This is a genomic window from Nocardiopsis eucommiae (genome assembly GCF_965344335.1).
Taxonomy (GTDB): Bacteria; Actinomycetota; Actinomycetes; order Streptosporangiales; family Streptosporangiaceae; genus Nocardiopsis; species Nocardiopsis eucommiae.
This window is the reverse complement of sequence record NZ_CBDRIY010000006.1, coordinates 17327-39781: the sequence shown is the minus strand read 5'-3', so window position 1 is coordinate 39781 and position 22455 is coordinate 17327. Positions and strand designations below refer to the sequence as shown.

Here is a 22455-nt window from a genome sequence, read left to right as displayed (position 1 = left end):
ACGGCGCAGAGCCGGTGATCGCGTGACCAGGCGTTCCCCCACCGAGTGGCGGCCCACGGCCGTCCTCGTCGCCCTGCTGGTGGCCGTGTCCCTGCTCGGGGCGTACCCCGCGCTCGACACGGTCCCCGAGGCCGCGCGGGCCGTCCACACGCCCGCCCCTCCCGTGGCCACCGCACGGGGCGGCACGGCCCTGCCCCCGGGGGAACGGGCCGCCCTGACCGCTCGTGTGGAGGCCCTCGACGCCGAGCACACGGCGGAGTTCGGGATCGCGGTCCAGGATCTGCGGACCGGCACGACCTTCAGCCACGGGGCGGAGCGGCCGTTCCCCACGGCGAGCGTGGCCAAGCTGACCGTCCTCACCATGCTCCTCATGAGTGCCGAGGAGGAGGACCGCGCGCTCACCGCCAGCGAACGCGAGCGGGCCGAACGCATGATCAGGTACAGCGACAACACCGTCGTCGACGACCTCTACGCCCGGCTGGGCTTCACCGACGGGTTCCGCCGCCACGCGGACCGACTGGGGTTCACCGCCACCGAACCCCACCCCGGGGGGAGCTGGGGCGCCACGACGACCACCGCCGCCGACCAGATCCGCCTGCTGCGCGCCCTGTACACGGACGAGGGGCCGCTCTCCGAGGACGACCGCGCCCTCGTCCGCGCGCTCATGGCCGAGGTCGCTCCGGAGCAGGCCTGGGGCGTGTCCGCTGCCGCCGCCCCCGGGGACACCGTGGGGGTCAAGAACGGCTGGACGCCGCGCGAGCCCGACGGACCGTGGATCATCAACAGCGTCGGGCACGTCGGCGGCCCCGACCGCGAGTACCTCGTGGCGGTCCTGTCCGAGGGCCACCCCGACCACGCCTCGGGTGTCGACCTCGTGGAGAAGCTGGTCACCGAGGTCACCGGTGCCATCGAGGGGCGCCCCGCACCGCACGACCACCACGTCCTGGCGGCACGCGCCCTCCCGCCGTCCTGAGCAAAGCGGGGGTGCCCCGGTGCGTGGCGGAGTGCCGATCAGCACGTTGTGCGAGGCTGAGGGGACGAAGGGTCACGATCCACGGGTCCACCACTGGGGAGACGGCGGAACATGGACAGCTACGGGGCGCAGCTCGGGGTGGTTCTGGCCCTCGTCCTGGTCAACGCACTGTTCGCGGGCAGCGAGATCGCCCTGATCACCCTGCGCGAGGGACAGGTCAAGCAGTTGGCCGAGCGCGGGGCGGGCGGCAGGGCCGTGGCCCGCCTGGCCGGGGACCCCAACCGCTACCTCGCCACCATCCAGATCGGCATCACCCTCGCCGGGTTCCTCGCGTCCGCGACCGCCGCCGTGTCCCTGGCACGTCCGCTCGTGGAACCCCTGGGCTTCCTCGGCGCGGCCGCGGCCCCGGTGTCGGTGGTCCTCGTCACGGTCGTCCTCACGTTCGTGACGCTCGTACTGGGAGAGCTCGCCCCCAAACGCGTCGCGATGCAGCGCGCCGAGACCTGGGCGCTCGTCGTCTCCCGCCCCCTGGACCTGATGGCGACGCTGTCCCGTCCGGTCGTGTGGCTGCTGAGCGCGTCCACCGACCTGTTGGTGAGGCTGACCGGCGGTGACCCGTCGGCGTCCCGGGAGGAGATCTCGGAGGAGGAGCTGCGGGACATGCTCGCCTCCCAGCGCGACATCACCCAGGAGCAGCGCACCATCATCGCGGGCGCCTTCGAGATCGACGACCGGCGGCTGCGCCAGGTGGTGGTGCCGCGCGGGGAGGTGTTCGTCATCCCGGCCGGGACACCGCCCGACGAGGCACTGCGGATGCTCGCGGAGCACGGTCACTCCAGGGCGCCGGTGGTGGCCGAGGGAGACCTGGACGAGGTCCTCGGCGTGGTGCACTGGTCCGACCTCGTGCGGGGGTCCGGAACCGTTCGGGAGGTCGCGCGGGAGCCGATGCTGCTCCCCGACTCGCTGGTGGTGTCCCTGGCCCTGGAGCGCATGACGGAGCAACGCGCGCAGCTCGCCGTGGTGGTCAACGAGATGGGCTGGATCGAGGGGATCGTCAGCCTGGAGGACCTGTTGGAGGAGATCGTCGGGGAGATCTACGACGAGACCGACACCGACGTCCGTGTGGTCCGGCGGCACGAGGACGGGTCGATGTCGCTGCCGGGCACCTACCCGGTCCACGACCTGTCCGACCTCGACCTGGACCTGCCGGACCCGCCGGAGGGCGACTACGTCACCGTGGCCGGGCTGATCCTGTCCGTGTTGGAGCACATCCCGCGGACGCCGGGGGAGCGGGTCGACTTCGGCGGCTGGACGGCCGAGGTGGCGGAGACCAACGGGCGCACGATCACCGAGGTGCTGGTGCGGCCGAAGCCGGACGGCACGTCCTCCTGAGCTCCCGCGCCCCGTGATCCGGTGGCCGGAACCGGCCACCGGATCACGGAGCCCTTCGGCGCTCGACGGCACCGTCCGGGGCCCGGTCAGTCGAGGGGGCCGCCCGCCACGTAGAGGACCTGACCGGACACGAAACCGGCGTCCTCTCCGGTGAAGAAGGCGACGGCGTTGGCGATGTCCTCCGGGTAGCCGACCCGCTGGACCGGGATCTCGGCCGACTTGAAGGCCTTCATGTCGTCGTAGTCGATACCGATCCGCTCGGCGGTGGCCCGGGTCATCGCGGTCTCGACGAAGCCGGGGGCGACCGCGTTGCAGGTGACGCCGAACTTGCCCAGCTCGATGGCGAGGGTCTTGGTGAATCCCTGGAGCCCGGCCTTGGCCGCCGAGTAGTTGGCCTGGCCCCGGTTGCCCAGGGCGGACGAGCTGGACAGGTTGACGATCCGGCCCCACCCGGCCGAGGTCATGTGCGCCTGGGCGGCCCGGCTCATCAGGAATGATCCGCGCAGGTGGACGCCGAGCACGGTGTCCCAGTCGTCGGCCGACATCCTGAACAGCAGGTTGTCGCGGAGCACGCCCGCGTTGTTGACCAGGATCGCGGGCGGGCCGAGCCGTTCGGCGACGGTGTCCACCGCCGTGGAGACCTGGTCCTCGTCGGAGACGTCGCAGCCCACCGCGACGGCCGTGCCTCCGGCCTCCGTGATCCGGTCCGCGACCTGCTGGGCGTCGGCCTCCCCGAGGTCCAGGACGGCCACGGCGCGGCCCTCACGGGCCAGACGCTCGGCGGTCGCGGCGCCGATGCCGCGGGCCGCGCCGGTCACGATCGCCACACGAGGCGTTGGGGACATGGTGTTACCTCCGTAATTCGTGTGCTGGGCGCGGAGGAATCCTATCCGCATGCCTACCGGTCGGTACGTGCCCGGGTGGTGGTTACGCCGCACTTGCGAAACGCTCAGGTAACGCTTCCGCGACAGCTGTTCCATACCTCCCACCTGCGTGCCGGTAATCCTTTCGGGTTCGTGTCCGCGTTTGCCTGCACTTTGTCGGGGCGTGGCCTACGATTGCCTGCAACACCGAGATGCACGTGCATTCGGGTCGTGCACCGGCACGGGCCCTCCCTTTCGTCGGCGGCCCGGCGCGCGAAGCGTCAGTGAGGAGTTGAGGGGCATGGAGTGTGCGGAGGCGGTGGCGAAGCCGACCGGCGCCTGGTGGCTCAGGGTCCTGACCCACGGCTCGCGCCGTTGGAACACCCCGGTCTGCGGTGACCGGCACGACGCCGTCACGTGGACCTTCGAGCCCCGTCCCCGGGCGGTCGCGGCCGCCCGGGAGATTTCCGCGGCTCTGCTCCTCGAATGGCGGATGGAGTACTTGTCCGGTGATGTGGCGGTGGTTGTTTCCGAATTGGTCACCAATGCGGTACGCCACGGTGGTCCCCTGGCCTTGACCAGGCAGGGCGAAGCCGGTATTCAGCTGTCCCTCATGCGCAGCGGCGGAGAATTCATCTGTGCCGTTCGTGACGGCGGAGATCGCTTGCCCCGCAGAAGGGAAGCGGAGCCGAGCATGGAGGGGGGCAGAGGGCTTGCCCTGGTGAGCGCTTTCGCGCGAGAGTGGGGAGTGATTCCCACGCCGCCCGGCGGAAAGTTCGTTTGGGCGCAATTCGTGTGAGTCGATGACATGGGCCCCCTTCCCGGGCACCGGCCGCTTGGCTGGCCCCGGAGGGGGCCCACCCAGCGGTCCGTCGTCTCGGAGGGGTCGACGGGACCGGATCCGTGGGTGCCGCGGGGTACGGGCTATATCGTGTACGTGTAGTGTCCGGACCGCGCGGCAAAGGGGTTCGGTCGACCCGATACCCTTGTTCGGAGAATGACAGAGAGGCGGCGAAGGTGGATATCGCTCAATTGCGTCAGGGGAGTGGACCCACCGTGCGTCGCATGCTCCTCGGGCACCAGCTGAGGAAGCATCGGGAGCGCAGCGGTCTCACGCGAGAGGCCGCTGGCGAGAAGATTCGCGCCTCCGCCTCCAAGATCAGCCGCATGGAACTCGGCCGGGTCGGATTCAAGACCCGTGATATCGAGGACCTCCTGAAGTTGTACGGCGTCACGGACCGGAAGCTGCTCAAGCAATTCCGCGAACTGGCCGCCGAATCCAACAAGCCCGGTTGGTGGAAGGAGTACGGCGACGCCCTCCACAAGTGGTTCATCCGCTACGTGGGCTTCGAGGAGGCCGCCGACCAGATCAGGATCTACGAGTCACAGTTCGTTCCCGGCCTGCTCCAGACCGAGGAGTACGCCCGCGAGATCATCTCGGGCGGCGTGGACACGGACATGGTGACCGAGCAGCGCATCCAGGCCAGACTCACCAGACAGAAGCACCTGGAAGCCGGGAAGAAGATGTGGATCATCCTCGACGAGGCGGCCGTGCGCCGTCCCATCGGGGGCAGGGAGCGCGGGCCGGAGATCATGGCCGGCCAGCTCCGTCACCTGATCCACCTCTGTGAGAACCACGAGAACGTCACCCTCCAGATCATCCCCTTCGAGGTGGGCGCGCACGCCGCGGAGGCCGGTTCCTTCACGCTGCTGCGCTACTCCGAGTTCGAGCTCTCCGACATCGTCTACCTCGAACAGCTCACCGACGGCGAGGTCATCGACAAGCCCGCCACGGTGGAGGCCTACACCAAGGCCATGACCCGGCTCAGCGTCTCCGCGGCCACTCCCGACGAGACCCTCTCCCTGCTCAAGGACATGTTGAAGGACCTCGAAGGCAACTGACCCCGGGACCACAGCCGTCCCCCGACCGGAGGCGCCCCGCCTGACCGGTCCGCACACGTGTGAAGGGCTCCGTCCACGCCGGACGGAGCCCTTCGGTGTTCATGGAGCCCCTGCGGCCTGGGAGAGAGCAAGGGTGAGGCGAACCAGGCCGTGGTTGACGCACCGCCCCGGGGCGCGCCGATCAGGTGCGGCGGAACACGTCCTAGCTGAGCAGGTTGTCGAAGTCGCCGTCCTTGGCGCCCAGGATGAGGCAGTCGATCTCCTCCTGGGTGTAGACCAGGGCCGGTCCGGTCGGGAAGCGCGAGTTGCGCATGGCGATCGAACCGTCGGTGAGGCGGGCCATCTCCACGCAGGCGCCCTGTGAGTTGCTGCGCTTGGCCTTCTGCCAGGAGGCCTCGATCAGCTCGGTCGCGCGGATGCCGTTGTGTGCGGTCATGTTCGTCTAGCTCCTTGGTCTCTCTGAGGGGGAGTGCGTGCGGATGCACTGCCAGATGCACGTGCAAAAGCACTGACACTCTTCCGAGCATAGCGTGACCATCGCCACTTGTCCGCGCGTTTGTGAGGATGTAAGCGCCATGTAATCGAGATGCGTTTCGGAAACCCCTCCAACCCCCTTCCGTCCCAGGTCAGAGTAGTTTTACTGGCAGATCTGGCCTGTTTTGTGACGATCGGGGAACCGTTGTTGGAAAGGACCCTCCGGCTGGAATGCCCTGTGGTAGCAAAAGGCCCCGTCGGTCATCCGACGGGGCCTGGTTCGGGGGTGTGCTCACCCTCCGGAACTCACTCGCAGGAGAGCGCAGCGGTCAGCGCGTCCAGGTTGCCGAGCATGATCGACGGGTAGTCGTCGCCGGGCGACCGGTCGGTCACGCCCTCCAGCGGATCGAGCACCTCCACCCGGGCGCCGGTCTCGGCCGCGATGGTGTCGGCGGTGGCGGCGGGCATCAGCGGCTCGGTGAAGATGGTCGTGATGTCCCGCTCCCGGACGACGTCGGTGATCGCCGCGATCTGTGCGGGGGAGGGCTCGTTGTCGGGGTCCACGCCGCTGACCCCGATCTGCTCCAGGTCGTACTGCTCGGTCAGGTACGTGAAGGCGGTGTGGCCGACCACCACCTCGCGGTGCTCGCAGGTGGCGAGGCCGGTCTGGTAGGCCTCACCGAGGGTGGAGAGCTCACTGACGACGCGCTCGGCGCCCTCCTGGTAGCGGTCGGCGCCCTCGGGGTCGACCTCGCCCATGCGCTGGGCCAGGGCCTCGGCGGTCTCCTTCATGAGCTCCACGTCCAGCCAGAAGTGCGGGTCGAGGTCACCGTGGTCGTGGCCGTCGTCCTCGGTGTGCCCGTCCTCCTCGTCGTGGTCGTGCCCGTGGTCGTGGCCGTGGTCGTCCTCCGCGTGCTCCTCCTCGCCGCCGGCGGGGCGGAGCTCGACGACGTCGGCCACGTTGAGCGCGGACTCCTCCGCCTCCTGCCCGATCGCCTCGTCCACGGCGGGCTGGAGGCCCTCGACGTAGAAGGCGATGTCGGCCTCGCTGACCTCGCCGATCTGCCGACCGGTCAGCTCCAGGTCGTGGGGTTCGGTGCCCGGTTCGGTGAGCTGGACGACGGCGACGCCGTCACCGCCGATCTCCTGCGCCAGCCACTCCAGGGGGTACACCCCGGTGACGACGGTCAGGTCCGCGTCGGCGGGGGAGGTCTCGTCCCCTCCGCTCCCGCCTCCGTCGGTTCCGCACCCGGTGGCGATCAGGAGTGTGGTGGCGCCGAGGGCGGCGGCTCGCGCGATGGGAGTTCTCATGGACCCATCATCGGGAAAATGAAAACGGTTGTCAATTTGTCTGCAATGTCGAGACCCTCCCGACCTGCCCGAACCCGGCTCAGGTGGACTCCGCGAACCGCTCCACGTCGTCGGTGCGCCCCGCCACCACGATCACGTCGCCCTTGTGCAGGACGGTCTCCTGGGTCGCGTAGGTGAAGGAGGCGCCCACTCGTTTCACCGAGACCACGGTGATCCCGTACTGCTGGCGCACCCGCGTCTCACGCAGGGTCCGACCCAGGAGCGACCTCGGCGCCCGGGTCTTGCCCAGCGCGAAGCCCGCGTCCAGCACCACGTAGTCCAGCATCCGCCCGGACAGGAGGTGGGCCACACGCTCGCCCATGTCGTGCTCGGGCAGCACCACGTGGTCGGCACCGACCTGCTCCAGGATGCGCCCGTGCCTGCGGTTGGTCGCCTTCGCCCAGATCGAGGGCACGCCCATGTCCACCAGGAGCGAGGTGGCCAGGATGCTCTCCTCCAGGTGGCTGCCGATCGCCACCACGGCCCGCGCGTACTGCGCCGCGCCGATCTGCTTCAACGCCTCCTCGTCCGTGACGTCGGCGACCACCGTGTGGGTGAGCGCGTCGGCGTAGGTCTGCACCAGACGGGGGTTGGAGTCCAGACCGAGTACTTCCCAGCCGCGGTTGACCAGTTCCAGCGCGAGCGAGCTCCCGAACCGGCCGAGGCCGATCACGAGCACGCGTTTGTCGTCGGGTCTGTCTCGATGTGGCATGTGCCCTCTCCTCCGAGGAAGTGCTGTGTGCGGCCGCCGCTCAACCGATGATCGGCCGGGCCTCGGCGAGCTCGTAGCGGCGGTGCCGGTCCCGGAAGGCCAGGGCCGTCACGAAGGTGACGGGCCCGATCCGCCCGGCGACCATGAGCACCGCCATCAGGTACTGGTTCCACGGCGCGAGCTCGGGTGTGATCCCGGTGGACAGCCCCACCACGCCGAAGGCGGACACCACCTCGAACAGGACCTGCATGAGGGTGAACCGGGTGGCGTACAGCATGAGCACGGTACTGACGGCGACCACGGTCGCGGACAGGAACACCAGGCTCAGGGCCTGGCGGATCACGTCGTAGGGAAGCTGGCGGCCGAAGACGTGCACGCGGTCGTGCGCGCGGACCTCCGCCAGCACCACCAGGAAGATGACGGCGAGGGTGGCGACCTTGATGCCGCCCGCCGTCCCCGCGCTCCCGTTGCCGACGAACATCAGCATGACGGTCAGCAGCAGCGTGGAGTCCTGCATCTCGCCGGTGGGCACGGAGTTGAGGCCGCCGCTGCGCGGCATCACCCCGGCGAAGAAGCCGTCGGTGAGTCTGGCCCACCAGTGCAGCTGGCCGAGGGTGGCGGGGTTGTTCCACTCCATGATGGTGACCAGCACCGCTCCCGCGACGAACAGCAGGCTGGTGGCGGTGACGGTGAGCTTGGTGTGCAGGGTCCAGCGGCGCGGGGTGCGCAGCTGGCGGCGCAGTTCCAGCAGCACGGGGAAGCCGATGCCGCCGAGCATCGAGGAGAGCGCGATGGGGAGGAGCACGAACGCGTCTCCGGAGAACCGGATGAAGCTGTCGGGGTAGAGGGACAGCCCGGCGTTGTTGAACGACGAGATGGCGTGGAAGAACCCGGAGTAGACCGCCTGGCCGAAGGTGAGGTCGTAGCCGAGCCACATGCGCGGGGTGATCAGGAGGAAGGTGATCCCCTGGCAGACCAGGAAGATGGTCAGGACCCGACTCACCAGGCCGCGCACGTCACCGACCCACAGCGTGCGCACCTCGGCCTGCACGTTCAGCTGCATGCGCAGCCCGAACCGGTGGATCACGGCGGTGCCCAGCAGCGAGGCCAGGGTCATGATGCCCATGCCGCCCGCCTGCATCAGCGCCAGCACCACGCCCTGGCCGAACCCGCTCAGGTCGTCACCGATCGAGACGACGCTGAGGCCGCACACCGAGAGCGCGGAGGTCGCGGTGAACAGGGCCTGCTCGAAGGGGAGTCCCCGGCCGTCCGTGGTGGCCCACGGGGTGCTGAGGAAGGCGGCGCCGACGAGGTCGACGGTCACGAACATCAGCAGGAAGACGCGGGCGGGCTTGAGCCAGACGCGGGACTCGCGTGGGGCACGCCACTCCGACGCGGGGGTCCGGTTCCGCGCCGCCCCCCACATCGAGAACACGCCGCGTACGAACTGACGCAGCGCCCTGGGAGGGCGGTGCGCGGGCGGTGGGTTCACCGCCGCCGTGCCTGGCGATCGGCGCTGAGTGACACGGGCACTCCTTGCTCGGGGACCCGAACAATACTGCCAAAGCCCCCCGCTCCGGGCACGTCGCCCCACCGTGTGCCGCGGGAGACCTCAGGGGTGCCGGGCGCCCTCGTGGTCGGCGTGGCCCGGCGGCTCCAGCTGGAGGGTGGAGTGCTCGACGTCGAAGTGTCCGGTCAGGCACTCGTGCAGCTCGTCGAGCATCCTGCCGGAGTCCCGCAGGTCGTCCTCCGCGACCACCACGTGCGCGGACATCACGGGGACCCCGGAGGTGATGGTCCACGCGTGCAGGTCGTGGACGTCGATGACGGCCGGGTGGTTCATGAGGTGCTCGCGGACCTCGCTCAGGTCCATGCCCTTGGGGGTGGCCTCCAGCAGGACGTGGACGGCCTCCTTGAGCAGGGCCCACGCTCGGGGCACGATGATCGCCGCGATGCCGAGCGAGACCAGGGTGTCCGCCTGCTGCCAGCCGGTGAGCCACACGATGAGGCCGCCCACGATCACGCCGACCGAGGCCAGGGCGTCGCTCATGACCTCCAGGTAGGCGCCCTTGACGTTGAGGCTCTCCTTGGCCCCCGAGCGCAGGACGAGCATCGCGACGATGTTCATGACCAGGCCGAAGGCGGCGACCACCACCATGCCGAGCCCGGACACCTCGGCGGGGTCGCGGAGCCGGTCGACCGCCTCCACCACGATGAACGCGCACAGGGCGAACAGCACGATCGCGTTGACGGCGGCGGCGAGGATCTCGGCGCGTTGGAACCCGAAGGTCCGTTTGCTCGTCGCGGGGCGCGCGGCGATCCACACGGCGGCCAGGGCCAGGGCGACCCCGAAGGAGTCGGTGACGGTGTGTCCGGCGTCCGCGAGCAGGGCGAGGCTGCCACTGAAGGTGGCGCCGGTGACCTGGACGACGGCGACGACGAGCATCAGCCCGAGGACCAGTGCCAGTCTCCTGCTGTTGGCGGCTCCGGCGGTGATCGGCCCGTGGTCGTGTCCCGCGCCCATGGGTTGCCTCCTCGGTTCGGCGAGCGGTGGCGTCGCCACGCCTCGCGGTGGTCCGCTGCGGTGGGGCCGCCTGCTGGGGCGGTCCCGGGTGTCCCGGCCAAACAGTTCAGCCTTCACTGTTTATACAGCGAGGGCTGTCTATACAGCAAACGATGTACAATGATTTTCATGTTGACCTCCGAGCAGCGCCTCTCCGCGATCCAGCGTCTCGGCCGCGCCCTGTCCGACCCCACCCGCTGCCGCCTCCTCCTGGCGCTGCTGGAGGGCGCCGACTACCCCGCCGGACTGGCGGACCGGTTGGGCCTCACCAGGCAGAACGTCTCCAACCACCTCGCCTGCCTCCGGGACTGCGGACTCGTGCGGACCCAGGCGCGCGGTCGCCAGGTCAGCTACGAGCTCGTCGACGCGTCCCTGGCTCACGCGCTGGAGGACCTCCTCGGCGTCGTCTGGGGCACCACGCAGCCCCACGCGGCCCTGGACTCCCAGGGAGAACCAGGGGAACAGGCGCCGGTCGTCTGAGTCACCGCGCCGCGCCGTCGGGTGCCGGGCACGAGTCGCCTCCGGGGGGTTTCGGAGGGCCAGAACGTCCCGTGTGATGTCCGTTACAGGGGTGCGTGAGTTCGGAGTGCGCGAAGACCCACTTCGGGGCGGGGGACCTCCGACTTTCCGATGATGTCCCTAACTTTGGTCGGGTGGGACCCTGACAGAAGGCTGACATGTCCCTGAGAGATCCCTGAACCTCCCTCGTTCCGCCCAACTTCCGATATAACGCGACGTATGGTGAGTGGTGCGCCCGGCGGATGCGCAGCCCCTCGCGGGCCTCGTACCAGGCGGACGAACACCCCGCATCCCCCACACCCACGTCCTCGCGGATCGGCACCGAGACCGCACCGGTGAGCGCGCGCTCGACGAGCGAACGCGGCACACCCGGGTCCGGCCGTCCCACACACGGCGAGCTAGGAGCGAGCACCTCTCATGTCCAGACAGGCCCCAACGGCCCTCGGCGCGGAGCACCCCCACACCCGGGGCACCGCCCACCCGGTGGAAGGGACGAACCCGTGAACCGGCTTTCGGTCATGTCGCTCGGCAACCGGGCGCTGGTCCTCCTCATCACCCTGGCCGTCCTGCTCTTCGGCGTCCTCGCCGCGATGTCGGCCAAGCGTGAGCTCTTCCCCGAGATGTCACTGCCGATGGTGATGGTCTCCGCCCAGTACCAGGGCGCCACCCCGCAGGTGGTCGAGGGACAGCTCACCGAACCCCTCGAACAGGCCCTCCAGGGAGTGGAGGGGGTCGACACCATCACCTCGACCTCCACCACCGGGTCCGCGCAGATCATGGCGGAGTTCGACTACGGCCGTGACCAGGACGCCCTGGTCCGCGAGACCCAGGTCGCCGTCGACCAGATCTCCGGCATGCTCCCCGACGACGCCTCCACCTCCGTCATGGCCCTGAGCATGGACATGATGCCGGTGATGATGCTGGCCGCCAGCACCGAGAACGGCGACGAGCAGTCGATGGCCTCCTCCATCGAGAACGTGCTCATCCCCGAGCTGGAGTCGGTCCCCGGCGTCCGCTCGGCCAGCCTCTCCGGCGTTCCCGACCAGCGCGTCGAGGTCACCCCGGACGAGGACGAGCTCTCCGACGCCGGGATCACCACCCAGGACCTGGCCGACGGGCTGGAGGCCAGCGGCCTGCTCATGGCGGGCGGCAGCATCGACGAGGACGGCCGCAGCCTGAGCGTCACCACCGGTGACCAGCTCACCAGCCTCGACGACATCGAGGACGTGTGGATCCGGCCCTCCCAGGGCGCGGACCCGTCGAGCGCCATGCCCGGCGCCCCGCCCGCCCCCGCGCCCTCCCCGGTGCAGCTCTCCGAGGTGGCCGACGTCGAGATGGTGACGGAGGAGTCCTCCTCCATCGCCCGTCTGGACGGCAACCCCAGCGTCGCGCTCATGGTCATGGCGACGCCGGACGGCAACACCGTCGAGATCTCCGACGGGGTCCAGAAGGTCCTCGACGAGCAGTCCGACCTGCTTGGTGACGACATCTCCCTGAGCGTCGTCTTCGACCAGGCGCCCTTCATCAACGACTCGATCACCGACATGTTCGAGGCCGGGGCCTACGGCCTGGTCGCCTCGGTCATCGTGATCCTGGTCTTCATGCTGTCCATCCGCTCCACGCTCGTGGTGGCGGTGTCCATCCCGGTGTCGGTCCTGGCGGCCTTCGTCGGCATGCAGGCGTTCGGGTTCACCCTGAACATGCTCACCCTCGCCGCGATCACCATCGCGATCGGCCGGGTGGTGGACGACTCCATCGTGGTGCTGGAGAACATCCGCAGACACATGGACTACGGCAAGGAACGGATGACCGCCGTCAAGGACGGTGTCCGTGAGGTCGCCACCGCCGTGGCCTCCTCGTCCTTCGCCACCATCGCCGTGTTCCTCCCGCTGGCGTTCGTCGGCGGCATGGTCGGCGAGATCTTCATGCCCTTCGCGGTCACCAGCAGCCTGGCCCTGGCCGGCTCCCTGCTCGTGGCCCTGACCATCACACCGGTCCTGTGCTACTGGTTCCTGCGGCCCGCCGAGATCGGGGACGCCACCCGCGAGGAGATCCAGCGCGCGGCCCACGAGCGTGAGAGGCGCACCCCGCTCCAGCGCGCCTACCTGCCGCTCATCCGGTGGATCACCACCAAGCGCAGGACCGCCACGGTGGTCACGCTCGCCGCCTCGGTGGCGATCTTCGCCGGTACCGCCGTGCTGGCCGCCAACTCCGAGACGGACTGGCTGGGCGAGGCCGAGGAGAACACCTACACGGTCATCCAGGAGCTCGAACCGGGCATGTCCCTGGAGGCCGCCGACGCCGAGGCCGTCAAGGTCGAGCAAGCCCTGGCCGGGATGGCCTGGATCGAGACCTACCAGGTCAACGTCGGAGGCAACCCGATGATGGGCGGCGGTGCCGCCGACCAGATCGACTACACGATCACCGCCGACCCCGACACCGACCAGATCCGCAACCGCGACGTCCTGCGGGACACCTTCGCCGGACTCGACACCGAGTACGAGCCGCGCCTGGACTCCACGGGCGGTATGGGCGGCTCCGGTATCGAGGTCCGCGTGACCGCCGAGGACCAGGACACCCTGGTCGAGGCGGCCGGGATGATCGAGGACGAACTGCGCGGCATCGACGGCGCGGACGACGTCACCAGCGGCATCTCCGAGTCGCAGCCCGCGCTGGAGGTGCACGTCGACGGCGAGGAGGCCGCCGAGTACGGTCTCGACGAGACCATGGTCGGCCAGACCGTCTCCGCTGCCTTCAACGGCCGCGACGTCGGTGACGCCACCATCGAGCACATCCGCCGGGACGTCGTCGTCCTGGTCCAGGACGCGCCGGGCACCGTGGCCGAGCTCAGGGAGCTGCCGATCGTCACGCCCACCGGGCAGGAGATCGAGCTCGCCGACGTGGCCGAGGTCTCCGAGGTCGAGCAGCCGCCGGAGCTCACCCGCATCGACGGCGTCACCAGCACCACGGTGTCGGCCAACCCCACCGCCTCCGACCTCGGCGGGGTCAGCCTCGCGATCACTGAGGCGCTGGACGGCATGGACCTGCCCTCGGGCGCCACCGCCAGCCTCGGCGGTGTCAGCCAGGACCAGACGGAGGGCTTCGCCCAGCTGGGTCTGGCGCTGCTCGCCGCGATCATCATCTGCTACCTGATCATGGTCGCGACGTTCAAGAGCCTGATGCAGCCGCTCATGCTGCTGGTCTCGGTCCCGTTCGCCGCCACCGGTTCGCTGGGTCTGCTGATGCTGACCGGCACCCCGATCGGCGCGGCGGCCCTGATCGGCATGCTGATGCTGATCGGCATCGTGATCACCAACGCCATCGTGCTGATGGACCTGATCAACCAGAACCGGAAGAAGGGGATGGACCTCAGCGAGGCCATCGTCGAGGGCTCCCGGCACCGCCTGCGCCCCATCCTGATGACCGCGGTCGGCACCATCGCCGCGCTCGTCCCGATGGCCACGGGGCTGGCGGGCGGCGGCGCCTTCGTGTCCGCCCCGGTCGCCCTCGTGGTGATCGGCGGCCTGGTCACCTCGACCCTGCTCACCCTGATCCTGGTCCCGGTCCTCTACCAGCTGGTGGAGGTGCGCCGTCAGCGCCGTGAGGACAGGGCGGCGGCCCGCCGGGAGCGGCGCCGTGCCAAGCGCCGGGCCCGGGCCGAGTCCCCGACCGCCGACGACGGCTCGACGACCGAGGGCGACGCGGGCGAGGTCCCGGAGAAGCGGGACACGGTCACCGGAGGCTAGCTCCGGCGCCCGAACCACGGGAGGGTGTCCCGCACGAGCCGTGTGCGGGGCACCCTCCTCCGTGTCCCCGGAGGCACCGGGGGCGGGTGGGGCCCGAAGTCGTCCACGGACCGGGAAGCCCTGTGAATCAGGGGATCCAGGGCCCTTCCTCTGTGTCACCGGTATGTCGATTTGTGCTATCCGCGCAGTCCAGGCAGGCTTCCTCACATGGATGATTCGAAGAAGAGCCTGGACGACCTCGTCCGCGACGAACTCGGTGACGAGCCCTCCCAGGAGGCCAAGGACTACGCGCGCGAACTCTACGAGCGCTACCGGCTGCCCGCCACGGACACCGGTGCGACCACCGCGGACCCCAAGGGTGCCGCTCCGACCACGGCCGAGGAGTAGGACCGCACACGTCCCCGGCACGGCGACGCACGGACCTCACGACCGGAAACGCCCCGCTCCGGACCGCGTCGGCCCCTCTACCGGGGCTGGTCTGATCCCCGGTCGTCGCCGTCCCACACCAACTCGAACCACACCTGGCGGCCCCGGCCGTCGTGGCGTGGTTCGGTCCCCCACTTACTGGCGAGCGCCTCCACCAGATCCAGACCCCGGCCGTGTTCGGCCGTGTCGTAGGGGTCCCGGTGCTGGGGCGCGGGCGCCTCCGTCGTGCTGCCGAGGTCGCGGACCTCCACCCGGGCCCATCCGGGCGCGTGCCGCACGCACACCTCGAACTTCCCGGTGGCACGCCCCGAGTCGCTGTGCGTGATGGCGTTGGTGGCGAGTTCGCTGGTCAACAGCGTCGCGGTGGTGACCTCCGGCGAGACCGCCAACTGACGTGCGACGAACCTGCGCGCGTAGGCGATCTGACTGGGCAGGCCGGGGAAGCGCCGCCGTACGTGTCGGCACTCGGTGGTGGGCGGGGCGCTGCTGGACTCTTCCATGGGACTGGCCGGGCGTTGGGGACGGTGGAGGGGGGCCGACGCCGTAGGGAGCGGTGGCGTCGGCGCGGAACGAGGGGCTGCGGTCTCACACAAGTGGGTTCACTCCCCGAGGACGTGTGTTCGCGGGCAGGGCCGAAACGGCGCCTGGCCCTGGACGCGTCCATGCCCGGAACGGGTCACGGCGCTGGGTGCAGACACGGGGCGAAGAAGCCCCCGGGGGCAGGGAGGGACACGGCTCGGTGCCGTTGGGGACACGGCACGAGGGCGGCGCGCGGTGGGGGAGAAGCCGCGGGGCTTCACACGGGACGGTGGCGTGGCCGGGGGTCGGCCGTGGCGGATGGTCATGTGTGCGGTGGGGTGTGCCCTACGACACTGAAGGGCCTACTCGCGCTCAGCATACGCTCCGTGCCTCCTTGACGACCCAGCCGACCTGGTCCGGACAGGGTAACCCCCTCTGAGCTGCCCAAAGAGGGTTCCGGTCGAGTGGGAGGGCTCGACGGGGACCGAATATCGACGGGGATGCGTACCCCTGCGCGGGTTCAAGAGTGAATAACGATTTGGTGAAGACCTCCCGAATTTTGCTACTTGCTTCGGTCTTGCGCGTGCCGTGGATCACCCGAGAGGGTGGGAGTCATGGCCTCGCCCATCCCCGATCCCCTGCCCGTGGGCCTCGGCGTCGAGATCGACCGCGCCGTCCGGCTCACGGACGAGGGCCACGTCCTCGTCGGCGGTTCACCGCCCAGTGCCCTGCGCCTTCCCCCCGAGGGCGTCAGCTCGGTCATCCGCTGGCTCAGCGGGGCCGCGCCCGACCGCCACGGTGAGCGTCGGCTCGCCCGGGCGCTGCTGGAGGCCGGACTGGCCCACCCCCGACCCGCCTCCGGCACCCCGGTCCCCGGTGTGCAGGTCGCCGTGGTCGGCGCCGGGGACCACCTCGGACTGGAGGCGACCCTGGACCGGCTCCGGTACGAGCACCCGGACCTGAGGCCGGTGGTCGTCGGAGCGACCTGCCTGGGGGCGCGGGTGGCCCGGGCCCGGGGCCTGCACGTGGTGCCCGGCCCCCTGACCGGGGCCCGGGCCCGGGCGATCGCGCTCAGGGTCTGCGACGCCCCGGTCGTCGCCCTGCTCGACGCCGGTGCCCGACCCGCTCCCGGCTGGCTCGCCACGGCACTCGCCCACTTCGCGGACCCCCGAGTCGCCGCGGTGGTGCCCCGGGTCCTGTCCGAACGCGTACGGAGCGGTCCCCCGGGGATGCTCGTCGCCTCCCTCAACACCCTCCACAGCGATCGGGGGCCGGACCCCGCGCCGATCCCGCCCTGGGGCCACGGCCGTCATGCTCCGGCTCCGACCCACGGCCCGGGGGCGTCCCCGGAACCCGTCCCCGCACTGTTCGTGCGTCGGGGCCTGCTCGACCCCGACCCCTCCCTGGGAGCCGCGGCCGACGTCGACCTGCTGTGGCTTCTGGCCGCGCGGGGGTGGTCGGTGCGGTACGAGCCCCGGTCGCGGGTGCGCGCCACACCGGGCACGGACCTGCGTTCCTACCTGCGCTCCCGGTTCGAGGTCGGTGCCGTGGCCGGGCCGATGGCACGGAGGCACGGGCGGAGGGCCGCCGGTCCCGAACTGACCCTGTCCGGCGCGGTCGGCCTGGGCCTGGCCCTGTCCGGTCGTCCCCTGGCGGGCCTGGCCGTGAGCGCCCTCGGGGGAGTGGTGACCGCGCGGGGGCTCGCGCGGGGCTCCGGCGTCCCGGTGGAGGACACGGTGCGGCCGGTGGTCGTGGACCTCGCCCACACGGCGCGGACCGGGGCACGGTTCGCGCGGACCGCCCACTGGCCGCTGGTGGCGGCGGTGGCGGTCGGCGGGGCGGTGCTCTGGTCGCGGGAGCGGTCGGCCGGCGGGCCCGCCCGGGGCCCACGCGGGGCCGGTTCCCCGAGACGCGGACGTCCGGGGCGTCGAGCGCTGGTGGCCGCCGCGGCGCTGACCCTTCCGCACCTGCTCTCCTGGCGGCGTCACCACGGTGTGGCCCCGGTGGGCCCCCTGGCGTGGACCGGCCTGGCCGTCGCTGGTGACGCGGCGCGCTCACTGGGCACGTGGTGGGGTGTCGTCCGTTCCGGTTCCCCGGCTCCGTTGGTACCGCGTTTCCGTCCGCCGGTGTCGGCCTCATCACTTGAATCGTTGCAGGTGGAAGAGGGTCCGGAGGGCTCGGTTCGTAAGCCCGGACCGGGTGCGGTGCTTAGTCCGTGTTAACGCGTGTTACGTACGGTGACGCGTTCCGCGCCTCCGGGGGGATCTCCGGTTGCCGGAAATCACGATTTTCGTGACTCACGGTAATATGCGGACCTGGCGGTCCGGTCTCGTCCAGGGTGGGAGGGGAAGGTCTTTCTCGGGATCCGGCAAACGCCGTCCGTCACCGTGGTGAATCGTCGAGGAGGGGCGATTTTCTGTAAACGACGTTTACGCATGCGGCGCTCCAGCCTTCCATAGTCCCAGCTCAAGGGGTTTTCATGGCACTCTGGAGTTGAGCCGCTACTTTGCGTGTCAGACTTGACAATTGCATGCGAACTTGCTGCCCACATTGCCACCGTTGTCCTTTCTTGATGCGGTGGTTACCAGCAAGTGTCTCGTGGTCCCCCACAATCTTGACATTCCGGTCACTGACCGTGAACCGGATGCCAGTGTGTTTCGGCAGTCACTGGGGGTGACCCCCGCGGTGTCGGCAGAGCTTGCGCGCTTACCCGGGCTAACCGGCCGGAGCGCACGAACCTTGCCCGACCCGTGTCACTCCCCGTGCCGGCGACTCGCAACAGATCAAGACAGGTCAAGCGCCGGGCTCGGCTGTGAGGTTCGGAGATAGTTTTGGGCAAGTTCCTGGCCAGGCGGCTGCTGAACTACGTCGTGCTGATTTTCATCGCGACGAGTTTCGCGTACCTGCTCGCGGCCACCAATCTTCAACCGCGCGTCTACTTCGAGCAGATGCAGCCACCGCCGCCGCCCGAGGTCGTCAACACCCAGCTGGACTCACTGAACCTCAACGACCAGACGCCGCTCGCCGAGCGCTACGTCACCTGGATCAGCGGGGTTCTCACCGGTGACTTCGGAAAGAACATCCAGGGCGGTGACGTCACCGCCCAGATGTGGCTGAAGGCCGGGGTCACGCTGAGGCTCATCACCGTCGCCACCCTCCTCGGAAGCGCCCTGGGAATCGCGATCGGCGCCTACGCGGCCGTGCGCCAGTACCGGGCCTTCGACAAGGCGGCCACCGGAGCCTCCTTCTTCGTGCTCTCGATCCCCACCGTCGTGATCGCGATCGTCATCCAGGTCCTCGCGGTGGCGATCAACGACGGCCTCGGGTTCACCTTCCTCAAGTACGTCGGCGAGTACTCGGCGGGCTTCCAGGGGAATCTCTGGGAGACCCTCCTCAACCGCGTGCACCACGCGATCCTGCCGACCCTCGTTCTCGCCCTCGCCCTGTTCGCCGCCTTCGCCCGCTACCAGCGCAACATGATGCTGGACGTGCTCGGCTCGGACTTCGTGCGCACGGCGATGGCCAAGGGGCTCACACGAAGGAAGGCGCTGTTCAAGCACGCCCTCCGGACCGCGCTGATCCCCACCATCACCTACTTCACCTTCACCTTCGGCGCCCTCGTCTCCGGGTCGACCTTCACCGAGAAGATCTACGGATGGCACGGCATGGGCGCCTGGCTGATCGACTCCATCGCGCGCCAGGACGTGCACGTGGTCGCGGCGGTCTCCTGGTTCATGGCCGTCACCATCATGGCGGCGTCGTTCCTCTCGGACATCCTCTACGCCTGGCTCGACCCGAGGGTCCGGGTGTGACGATGCCGAACAGCCCCGCCACCAGCACCAGCGAGCCCTTCCCGGACGCCACCGCAGCAGCCATGTTGGAGACCACGCCATGACCACCGCCACAGAGACGCCCCAGGACGTCCCCACCTCGCCGCCCGCGCCCAGCCGGCTCAAGGACATCGTCCGGCAGCTGATCTCCACCCGGCGCGTCATCGTCGGCATCGTGATCCTCGTGCTGCTGGTCCTGCTGTCCCTCATCGGACCGATGATCAGCCCGTGGAACGTCGGAGAGCGCGATTACGGGGCCCTGCTCAAGGGCATCTCACCCGACCACTGGTTCGGCACCAACCGGACCGGACTGGACATCTTCACCCAGACCACGGCCGGTCTCCAGAAGTCGCTCCTCATCGGCCTCCTCGTGGCCGCGATCTCCACGGTGATGGCGGCGCTCATCGGTGCCTTCGCCGGCTACTTCGGCGGGATCACCGACCGCACCCTCACCTGGATCGCCAACCTGGCCCTGGTCCTGCCCAGCTTCGTCATCCTCGCCATCCTGTCCCGCCACTTCGTCGGTCAGGGCGGATGGCTCATCCTGGTCGTCCTGCTGGCCGCGTTCAGCTGGATGGTCACCTCCAAGATGGTCCGTGGTCTGACCATCTCCCTGCGCGAACGCGAGTACATCCACGCCGCCCGCTTCATGGGCGTGCCCCCCTACAAGATCATCCTCCGCCACATCCTGCCGAACATGTCGTCGCTGCTCATCGCCGACGCCACGATCACGGTCAGCACCGCGATCATCGGTGAGACCGCGCTGAGCTACTTCGGTCTGGGTGTGCAGTCTCCCGACGTCAGCCTCGGTGTCGTCATCGCTGACGGAGCCTCCTTCGCCACCACCGCGCCGTGGGTCTTCGTGTTCCCCACCGCTCTGCTGGTGCTGCTGGTCCTGGCCGTCAACATGATCGGGGACGGGCTGCGCGACGCCCTCGACCCCACCGCCAAGTCGCGTCGGTCCTAGTAGGGGAAGGCCCACCAATGAGTACCGAGACCATCGCGGACACGGAGTCCGAGAACACCGCCACCACGGGACCGACCCCCGTCCTGGAGGTCACCGACCTCACGGTCACCTTCCGTGGCTTCAACAACAATCCCGACGTCAAGGCCGTGCGGGGCGTCAGCTACGCGGTGAACCGGGGCGAGGTCCTCGGCATCGTCGGTGAGTCCGGTTCCGGCAAGTCGGTCTCGTCGATGGCCGCCATGGGGCTGCTCCCCGAACACGCCGAGATCACCGGCTCCGTGCGCCTGCACGGCCAGGAGCTCCTCGGGAAGCCGGACCGGGAGATGGCCCGCATCCGCGGCAAGGTCATCTCCATGGTCTTCCAGGACCCGCTCTCCGGTCTGACCCCCGTGTACACGGTGGGGGACCAGCTGGCCGAGGCGGTCATGGTCCACAGCCCCAGGGGCAGCAGGGACAAGGCGCGGCGGCGCGCGGTCGAGCTCCTCGAACTGGTCGGCATCCCCAACGCCGAGGACCGCTACCGCTCCTTCCCGCACGAGTTCTCCGGCGGTATGCGCCAGCGCGTCATGATCGCCATGGCGATGGCCAACGACCCCGACGTGATCATCTGCGACGAGCCCACCACGGCCCTCGACGTCACCATCCAGGCGCAGATCCTCGACCTGCTGCGTACCGCGCAGCGGGAGACCGGTGCGGCGATCGTCATGATCACGCACGACCTCGGTGTCGTCGCCGGATTCGTCGACCGCCTCCTGGTCATGTACGCGGGACGGCCGGTGGAGATCGGCACGGTCGACGAGATCTACTACAACAGCCGGATGCCCTACACGATGGGTCTGCTCGGTGCCGTCCCCCGGATGGACCTGGAGGACCAGGGCGCCCTCGTCCCGATCAAGGGCACCCCGCCCTCGCTGACCGACCTGCCCCCCGGGTGCCCCTTCGCTCCCCGGTGCCCCATCGCGCAGGAGGAGTGCGAGGCCGCCGAACCGGACCTGCTCGTGATCGGCTCCCGGCACGACCTCGACGAGGACCCCGTCCGCGTCGAGGACACCGGGGTCCAGCGCGCGGCGTGCATCCGTTCCGGAGAGATCGACGCCAACGACTGGACCGCCAGGGACATCTACCCGGTACCCGAGATCCCCGAGGTCGAGGTCGCCTCGGCGCGCCGAGAGGACCTTCCCGAGGTCCTCCGTGTCCGGGACCTGATCAAGCACCACCCCCTGATGAAGGGGGCGGTCCTCAAACGCCGTGTCGGCACGGTGTACGCGGTGGACGGCCTCGACTTCGACATCCGGGAGGGGGAGACCCTCGCGCTGGTCGGGGAGTCCGGCTGCGGGAAGTCCTCCACCCTCATGGAGATCCTGGGCCTGGAGAAGCCGCAGCGGGGCAGCGTCGAGGTCATGGGCCGAGACGTCTCCACCCTGTCCCGCTCGGAGCGGTTCGCGCTCCGCCGCGACATGCAGATCGTGTTCCAGGACCCGATGAGCTCACTGGATCCGCGCATGCCGGTGTTCGACATCATCGCGGAACCGCTGCGCACGCACAGGGTCCCGACACGGGAGGTCACCGAGCGCGTCTACGAGCTCCTCCAGCTCGTCGGCCTGAACACCGAGCACGCCACACGGTTCCCGGCGGAGTTCTCCGGCGGTCAGCGCCAGCGCATCGGCATCGCCCGTGCCCTGGCCCTCGAACCCAAGCTCCTGGTCCTCGACGAGCCGGTCTCCGCCCTGGACGTGTCCATCCAGGCGGGCGTGATCAACCTGCTGGAGGAACTCCAGGCCAAGCTCGGTCTCGCCTACCTGTTCGTGGCGCACGACCTGTCCGTGGTCCGGCACATCGCCGACCGGGTGGCGGTCATGTACCTCGGGAAGATCGTCGAGGTGGGTGACACCCAGTCGATCTACGGCCACCCGAGCCACCCGTACACCCAAGCCCTGCTGTCCGCCATCCCCGTTCCCGACCCGGAACGCGAGCGGGCACGCACCCACATCGTTCTGGAAGGCGACCTGCCGAGCCCCGCCAACCCGCCCACGGGTTGCAGCTTCCGGACGAGGTGCCAGAAGTTCATCACCCTCTCGGAGTCCGATCAGGAGAGGTGCATGAGCGAAGAACCGGCGATCCTGCCGACCAACGGAGGAGACCAGGCCTCGGCCTGCCACTTCTCGGAGCGGCAGGCGGGTCTTGCCTGACCCACGGTTCACCCAAGGCAAGGCCGACGC

18 protein-coding genes are annotated in these 22455 nt (G+C 69.6%); 11 read left to right on the top strand and 7 right to left on the bottom strand.

The window, feature by feature from the left end:
- Window positions 1-22: 22 nt before the first annotated feature.
- A complete protein-coding gene (locus tag ACRWK8_RS05315; protein WP_431868682.1) occupies window positions 23-973 on the top strand; it encodes a serine hydrolase in 951 nt (316 codons plus the stop codon).
- A 111-nt stretch (window positions 974-1084) separates the two neighbouring features.
- A complete protein-coding gene (locus tag ACRWK8_RS05310; RefSeq protein WP_378737402.1) occupies window positions 1085-2365 on the top strand; it encodes a hemolysin family protein in 1281 nt (426 codons plus the stop codon).
- An 86-nt stretch (window positions 2366-2451) separates the two neighbouring features.
- Here ACRWK8_RS05310 and ACRWK8_RS05305 read toward each other — a convergent pair whose 3' ends face one another.
- The gene (locus ACRWK8_RS05305; RefSeq protein ID WP_431868680.1) at window positions 2452-3210 is read right to left on the bottom strand and encodes an SDR family oxidoreductase; all 759 of its coding nucleotides are present in this window, start codon (window positions 3208-3210) and stop codon (window positions 2452-2454) included.
- A gap of 319 nt (window positions 3211-3529) precedes the next feature.
- Between ACRWK8_RS05305 and ACRWK8_RS05300 the strand changes: the two genes are divergently transcribed.
- Together ACRWK8_RS05300 and ACRWK8_RS05295 are read left to right on the top strand one after the other, a co-directional pair.
- Window positions 3530-4027: an ATP-binding protein gene (locus ACRWK8_RS05300; RefSeq protein WP_378737398.1), complete on the top strand. Its 498-nt coding sequence runs from the start codon at window positions 3530-3532 to the stop codon at window positions 4025-4027.
- Window positions 4028-4293: 266 nt separating this feature from the next.
- Window positions 4294-5130, top strand: a complete 837-nt coding sequence (locus ACRWK8_RS05295) for a helix-turn-helix domain-containing protein (protein ID WP_378737632.1) — start codon at window positions 4294-4296, stop codon at window positions 5128-5130.
- A gap of 202 nt (window positions 5131-5332) precedes the next feature.
- On the opposite strand, the gene ACRWK8_RS05290 is transcribed toward ACRWK8_RS05295, so the two are convergent.
- The 5 genes from ACRWK8_RS05290 to ACRWK8_RS05270 form a co-directional block, all read right to left on the bottom strand.
- Window positions 5333-5566 (bottom strand): DUF397 domain-containing protein, encoded by a 234-nt coding sequence (locus ACRWK8_RS05290; protein WP_378737396.1) that lies wholly within the window; start codon window positions 5564-5566, stop codon window positions 5333-5335.
- Window positions 5567-5910: 344 nt separating this feature from the next.
- A complete protein-coding gene (locus ACRWK8_RS05285) occupies window positions 5911-6915 on the bottom strand; it encodes a metal ABC transporter substrate-binding protein (RefSeq protein ID WP_431868677.1) in 1005 nt (334 codons plus the stop codon).
- A 79-nt stretch (window positions 6916-6994) separates the two neighbouring features.
- Window positions 6995-7666, bottom strand: coding sequence for a potassium channel family protein (locus ACRWK8_RS05280; protein WP_378737392.1), 672 nt, complete (start codon window positions 7664-7666; stop codon window positions 6995-6997).
- Window positions 7667-7706: 40 nt separating this feature from the next.
- Window positions 7707-8996 carry a TrkH family potassium uptake protein gene (locus ACRWK8_RS05275; RefSeq protein WP_378737630.1) on the bottom strand — a complete coding sequence of 430 codons (1290 nt, stop codon included), beginning with the start codon at window positions 8994-8996 and terminating at the stop codon, window positions 7707-7709.
- A 282-nt stretch (window positions 8997-9278) separates the two neighbouring features.
- Window positions 9279-10190, bottom strand: a complete 912-nt coding sequence (locus ACRWK8_RS05270) for a cation diffusion facilitator family transporter (RefSeq protein ID WP_378737390.1) — start codon at window positions 10188-10190, stop codon at window positions 9279-9281.
- A gap of 168 nt (window positions 10191-10358) precedes the next feature.
- On the opposite strand from ACRWK8_RS05270, the gene cmtR reads away from it, so the two are divergent.
- From cmtR to ACRWK8_RS05255, 3 genes are all read left to right on the top strand, one after another.
- Window positions 10359-10709 (top strand): Cd(II)/Pb(II)-sensing metalloregulatory transcriptional regulator CmtR, encoded by a 351-nt coding sequence (gene cmtR / locus ACRWK8_RS05265; protein WP_378737388.1) that lies wholly within the window; start codon window positions 10359-10361, stop codon window positions 10707-10709.
- Window positions 10710-11266: 557 nt separating this feature from the next.
- Window positions 11267-14494, top strand: coding sequence for an efflux RND transporter permease subunit (locus tag ACRWK8_RS05260; RefSeq protein WP_431868792.1), 3228 nt, complete (start codon window positions 11267-11269; stop codon window positions 14492-14494).
- A 207-nt stretch (window positions 14495-14701) separates the two neighbouring features.
- Window positions 14702-14881 carry a hypothetical protein gene (locus tag ACRWK8_RS05255; protein ID WP_378737386.1) on the top strand — a complete coding sequence of 60 codons (180 nt, stop codon included), beginning with the start codon at window positions 14702-14704 and terminating at the stop codon, window positions 14879-14881.
- Between the two features lie 77 nt (window positions 14882-14958).
- Here the strand turns inward: ACRWK8_RS05255 and ACRWK8_RS05250 are convergent, their stop codons facing one another.
- Window positions 14959-15513 (bottom strand): ATP-binding protein, encoded by a 555-nt coding sequence (locus ACRWK8_RS05250; protein ID WP_431868673.1) that lies wholly within the window; start codon window positions 15511-15513, stop codon window positions 14959-14961.
- Between the two features lie 540 nt (window positions 15514-16053).
- On the opposite strand from ACRWK8_RS05250, the gene ACRWK8_RS05245 reads away from it, so the two are divergent.
- The 4 genes from ACRWK8_RS05245 to ACRWK8_RS05230 all read left to right on the top strand — a co-directional run bounded on the left by ACRWK8_RS05245 (window position 16054) and on the right by ACRWK8_RS05230 (window position 22425).
- Window positions 16054-17661, top strand: coding sequence for a family 2 glycosyl transferase (locus ACRWK8_RS05245; RefSeq protein ID WP_431868671.1), 1608 nt, complete (start codon window positions 16054-16056; stop codon window positions 17659-17661).
- 609 nt (window positions 17662-18270) lie between these two features.
- Window positions 18271-19251, top strand: coding sequence for an ABC transporter permease (locus ACRWK8_RS05240; RefSeq protein WP_378737380.1), 981 nt, complete (start codon window positions 18271-18273; stop codon window positions 19249-19251).
- 79 nt (window positions 19252-19330) lie between these two features.
- Window positions 19331-20236: an ABC transporter permease gene (locus tag ACRWK8_RS05235; RefSeq protein WP_378737378.1), complete on the top strand. Its 906-nt coding sequence runs from the start codon at window positions 19331-19333 to the stop codon at window positions 20234-20236.
- Window positions 20237-20253: 17 nt separating this feature from the next.
- Entirely contained in the window at window positions 20254-22425 is a 2172-nt protein-coding gene (locus ACRWK8_RS05230; RefSeq protein WP_378737376.1) for an ABC transporter ATP-binding protein, read from the top strand.
- Window positions 22426-22455 lie beyond the last annotated feature (30 nt).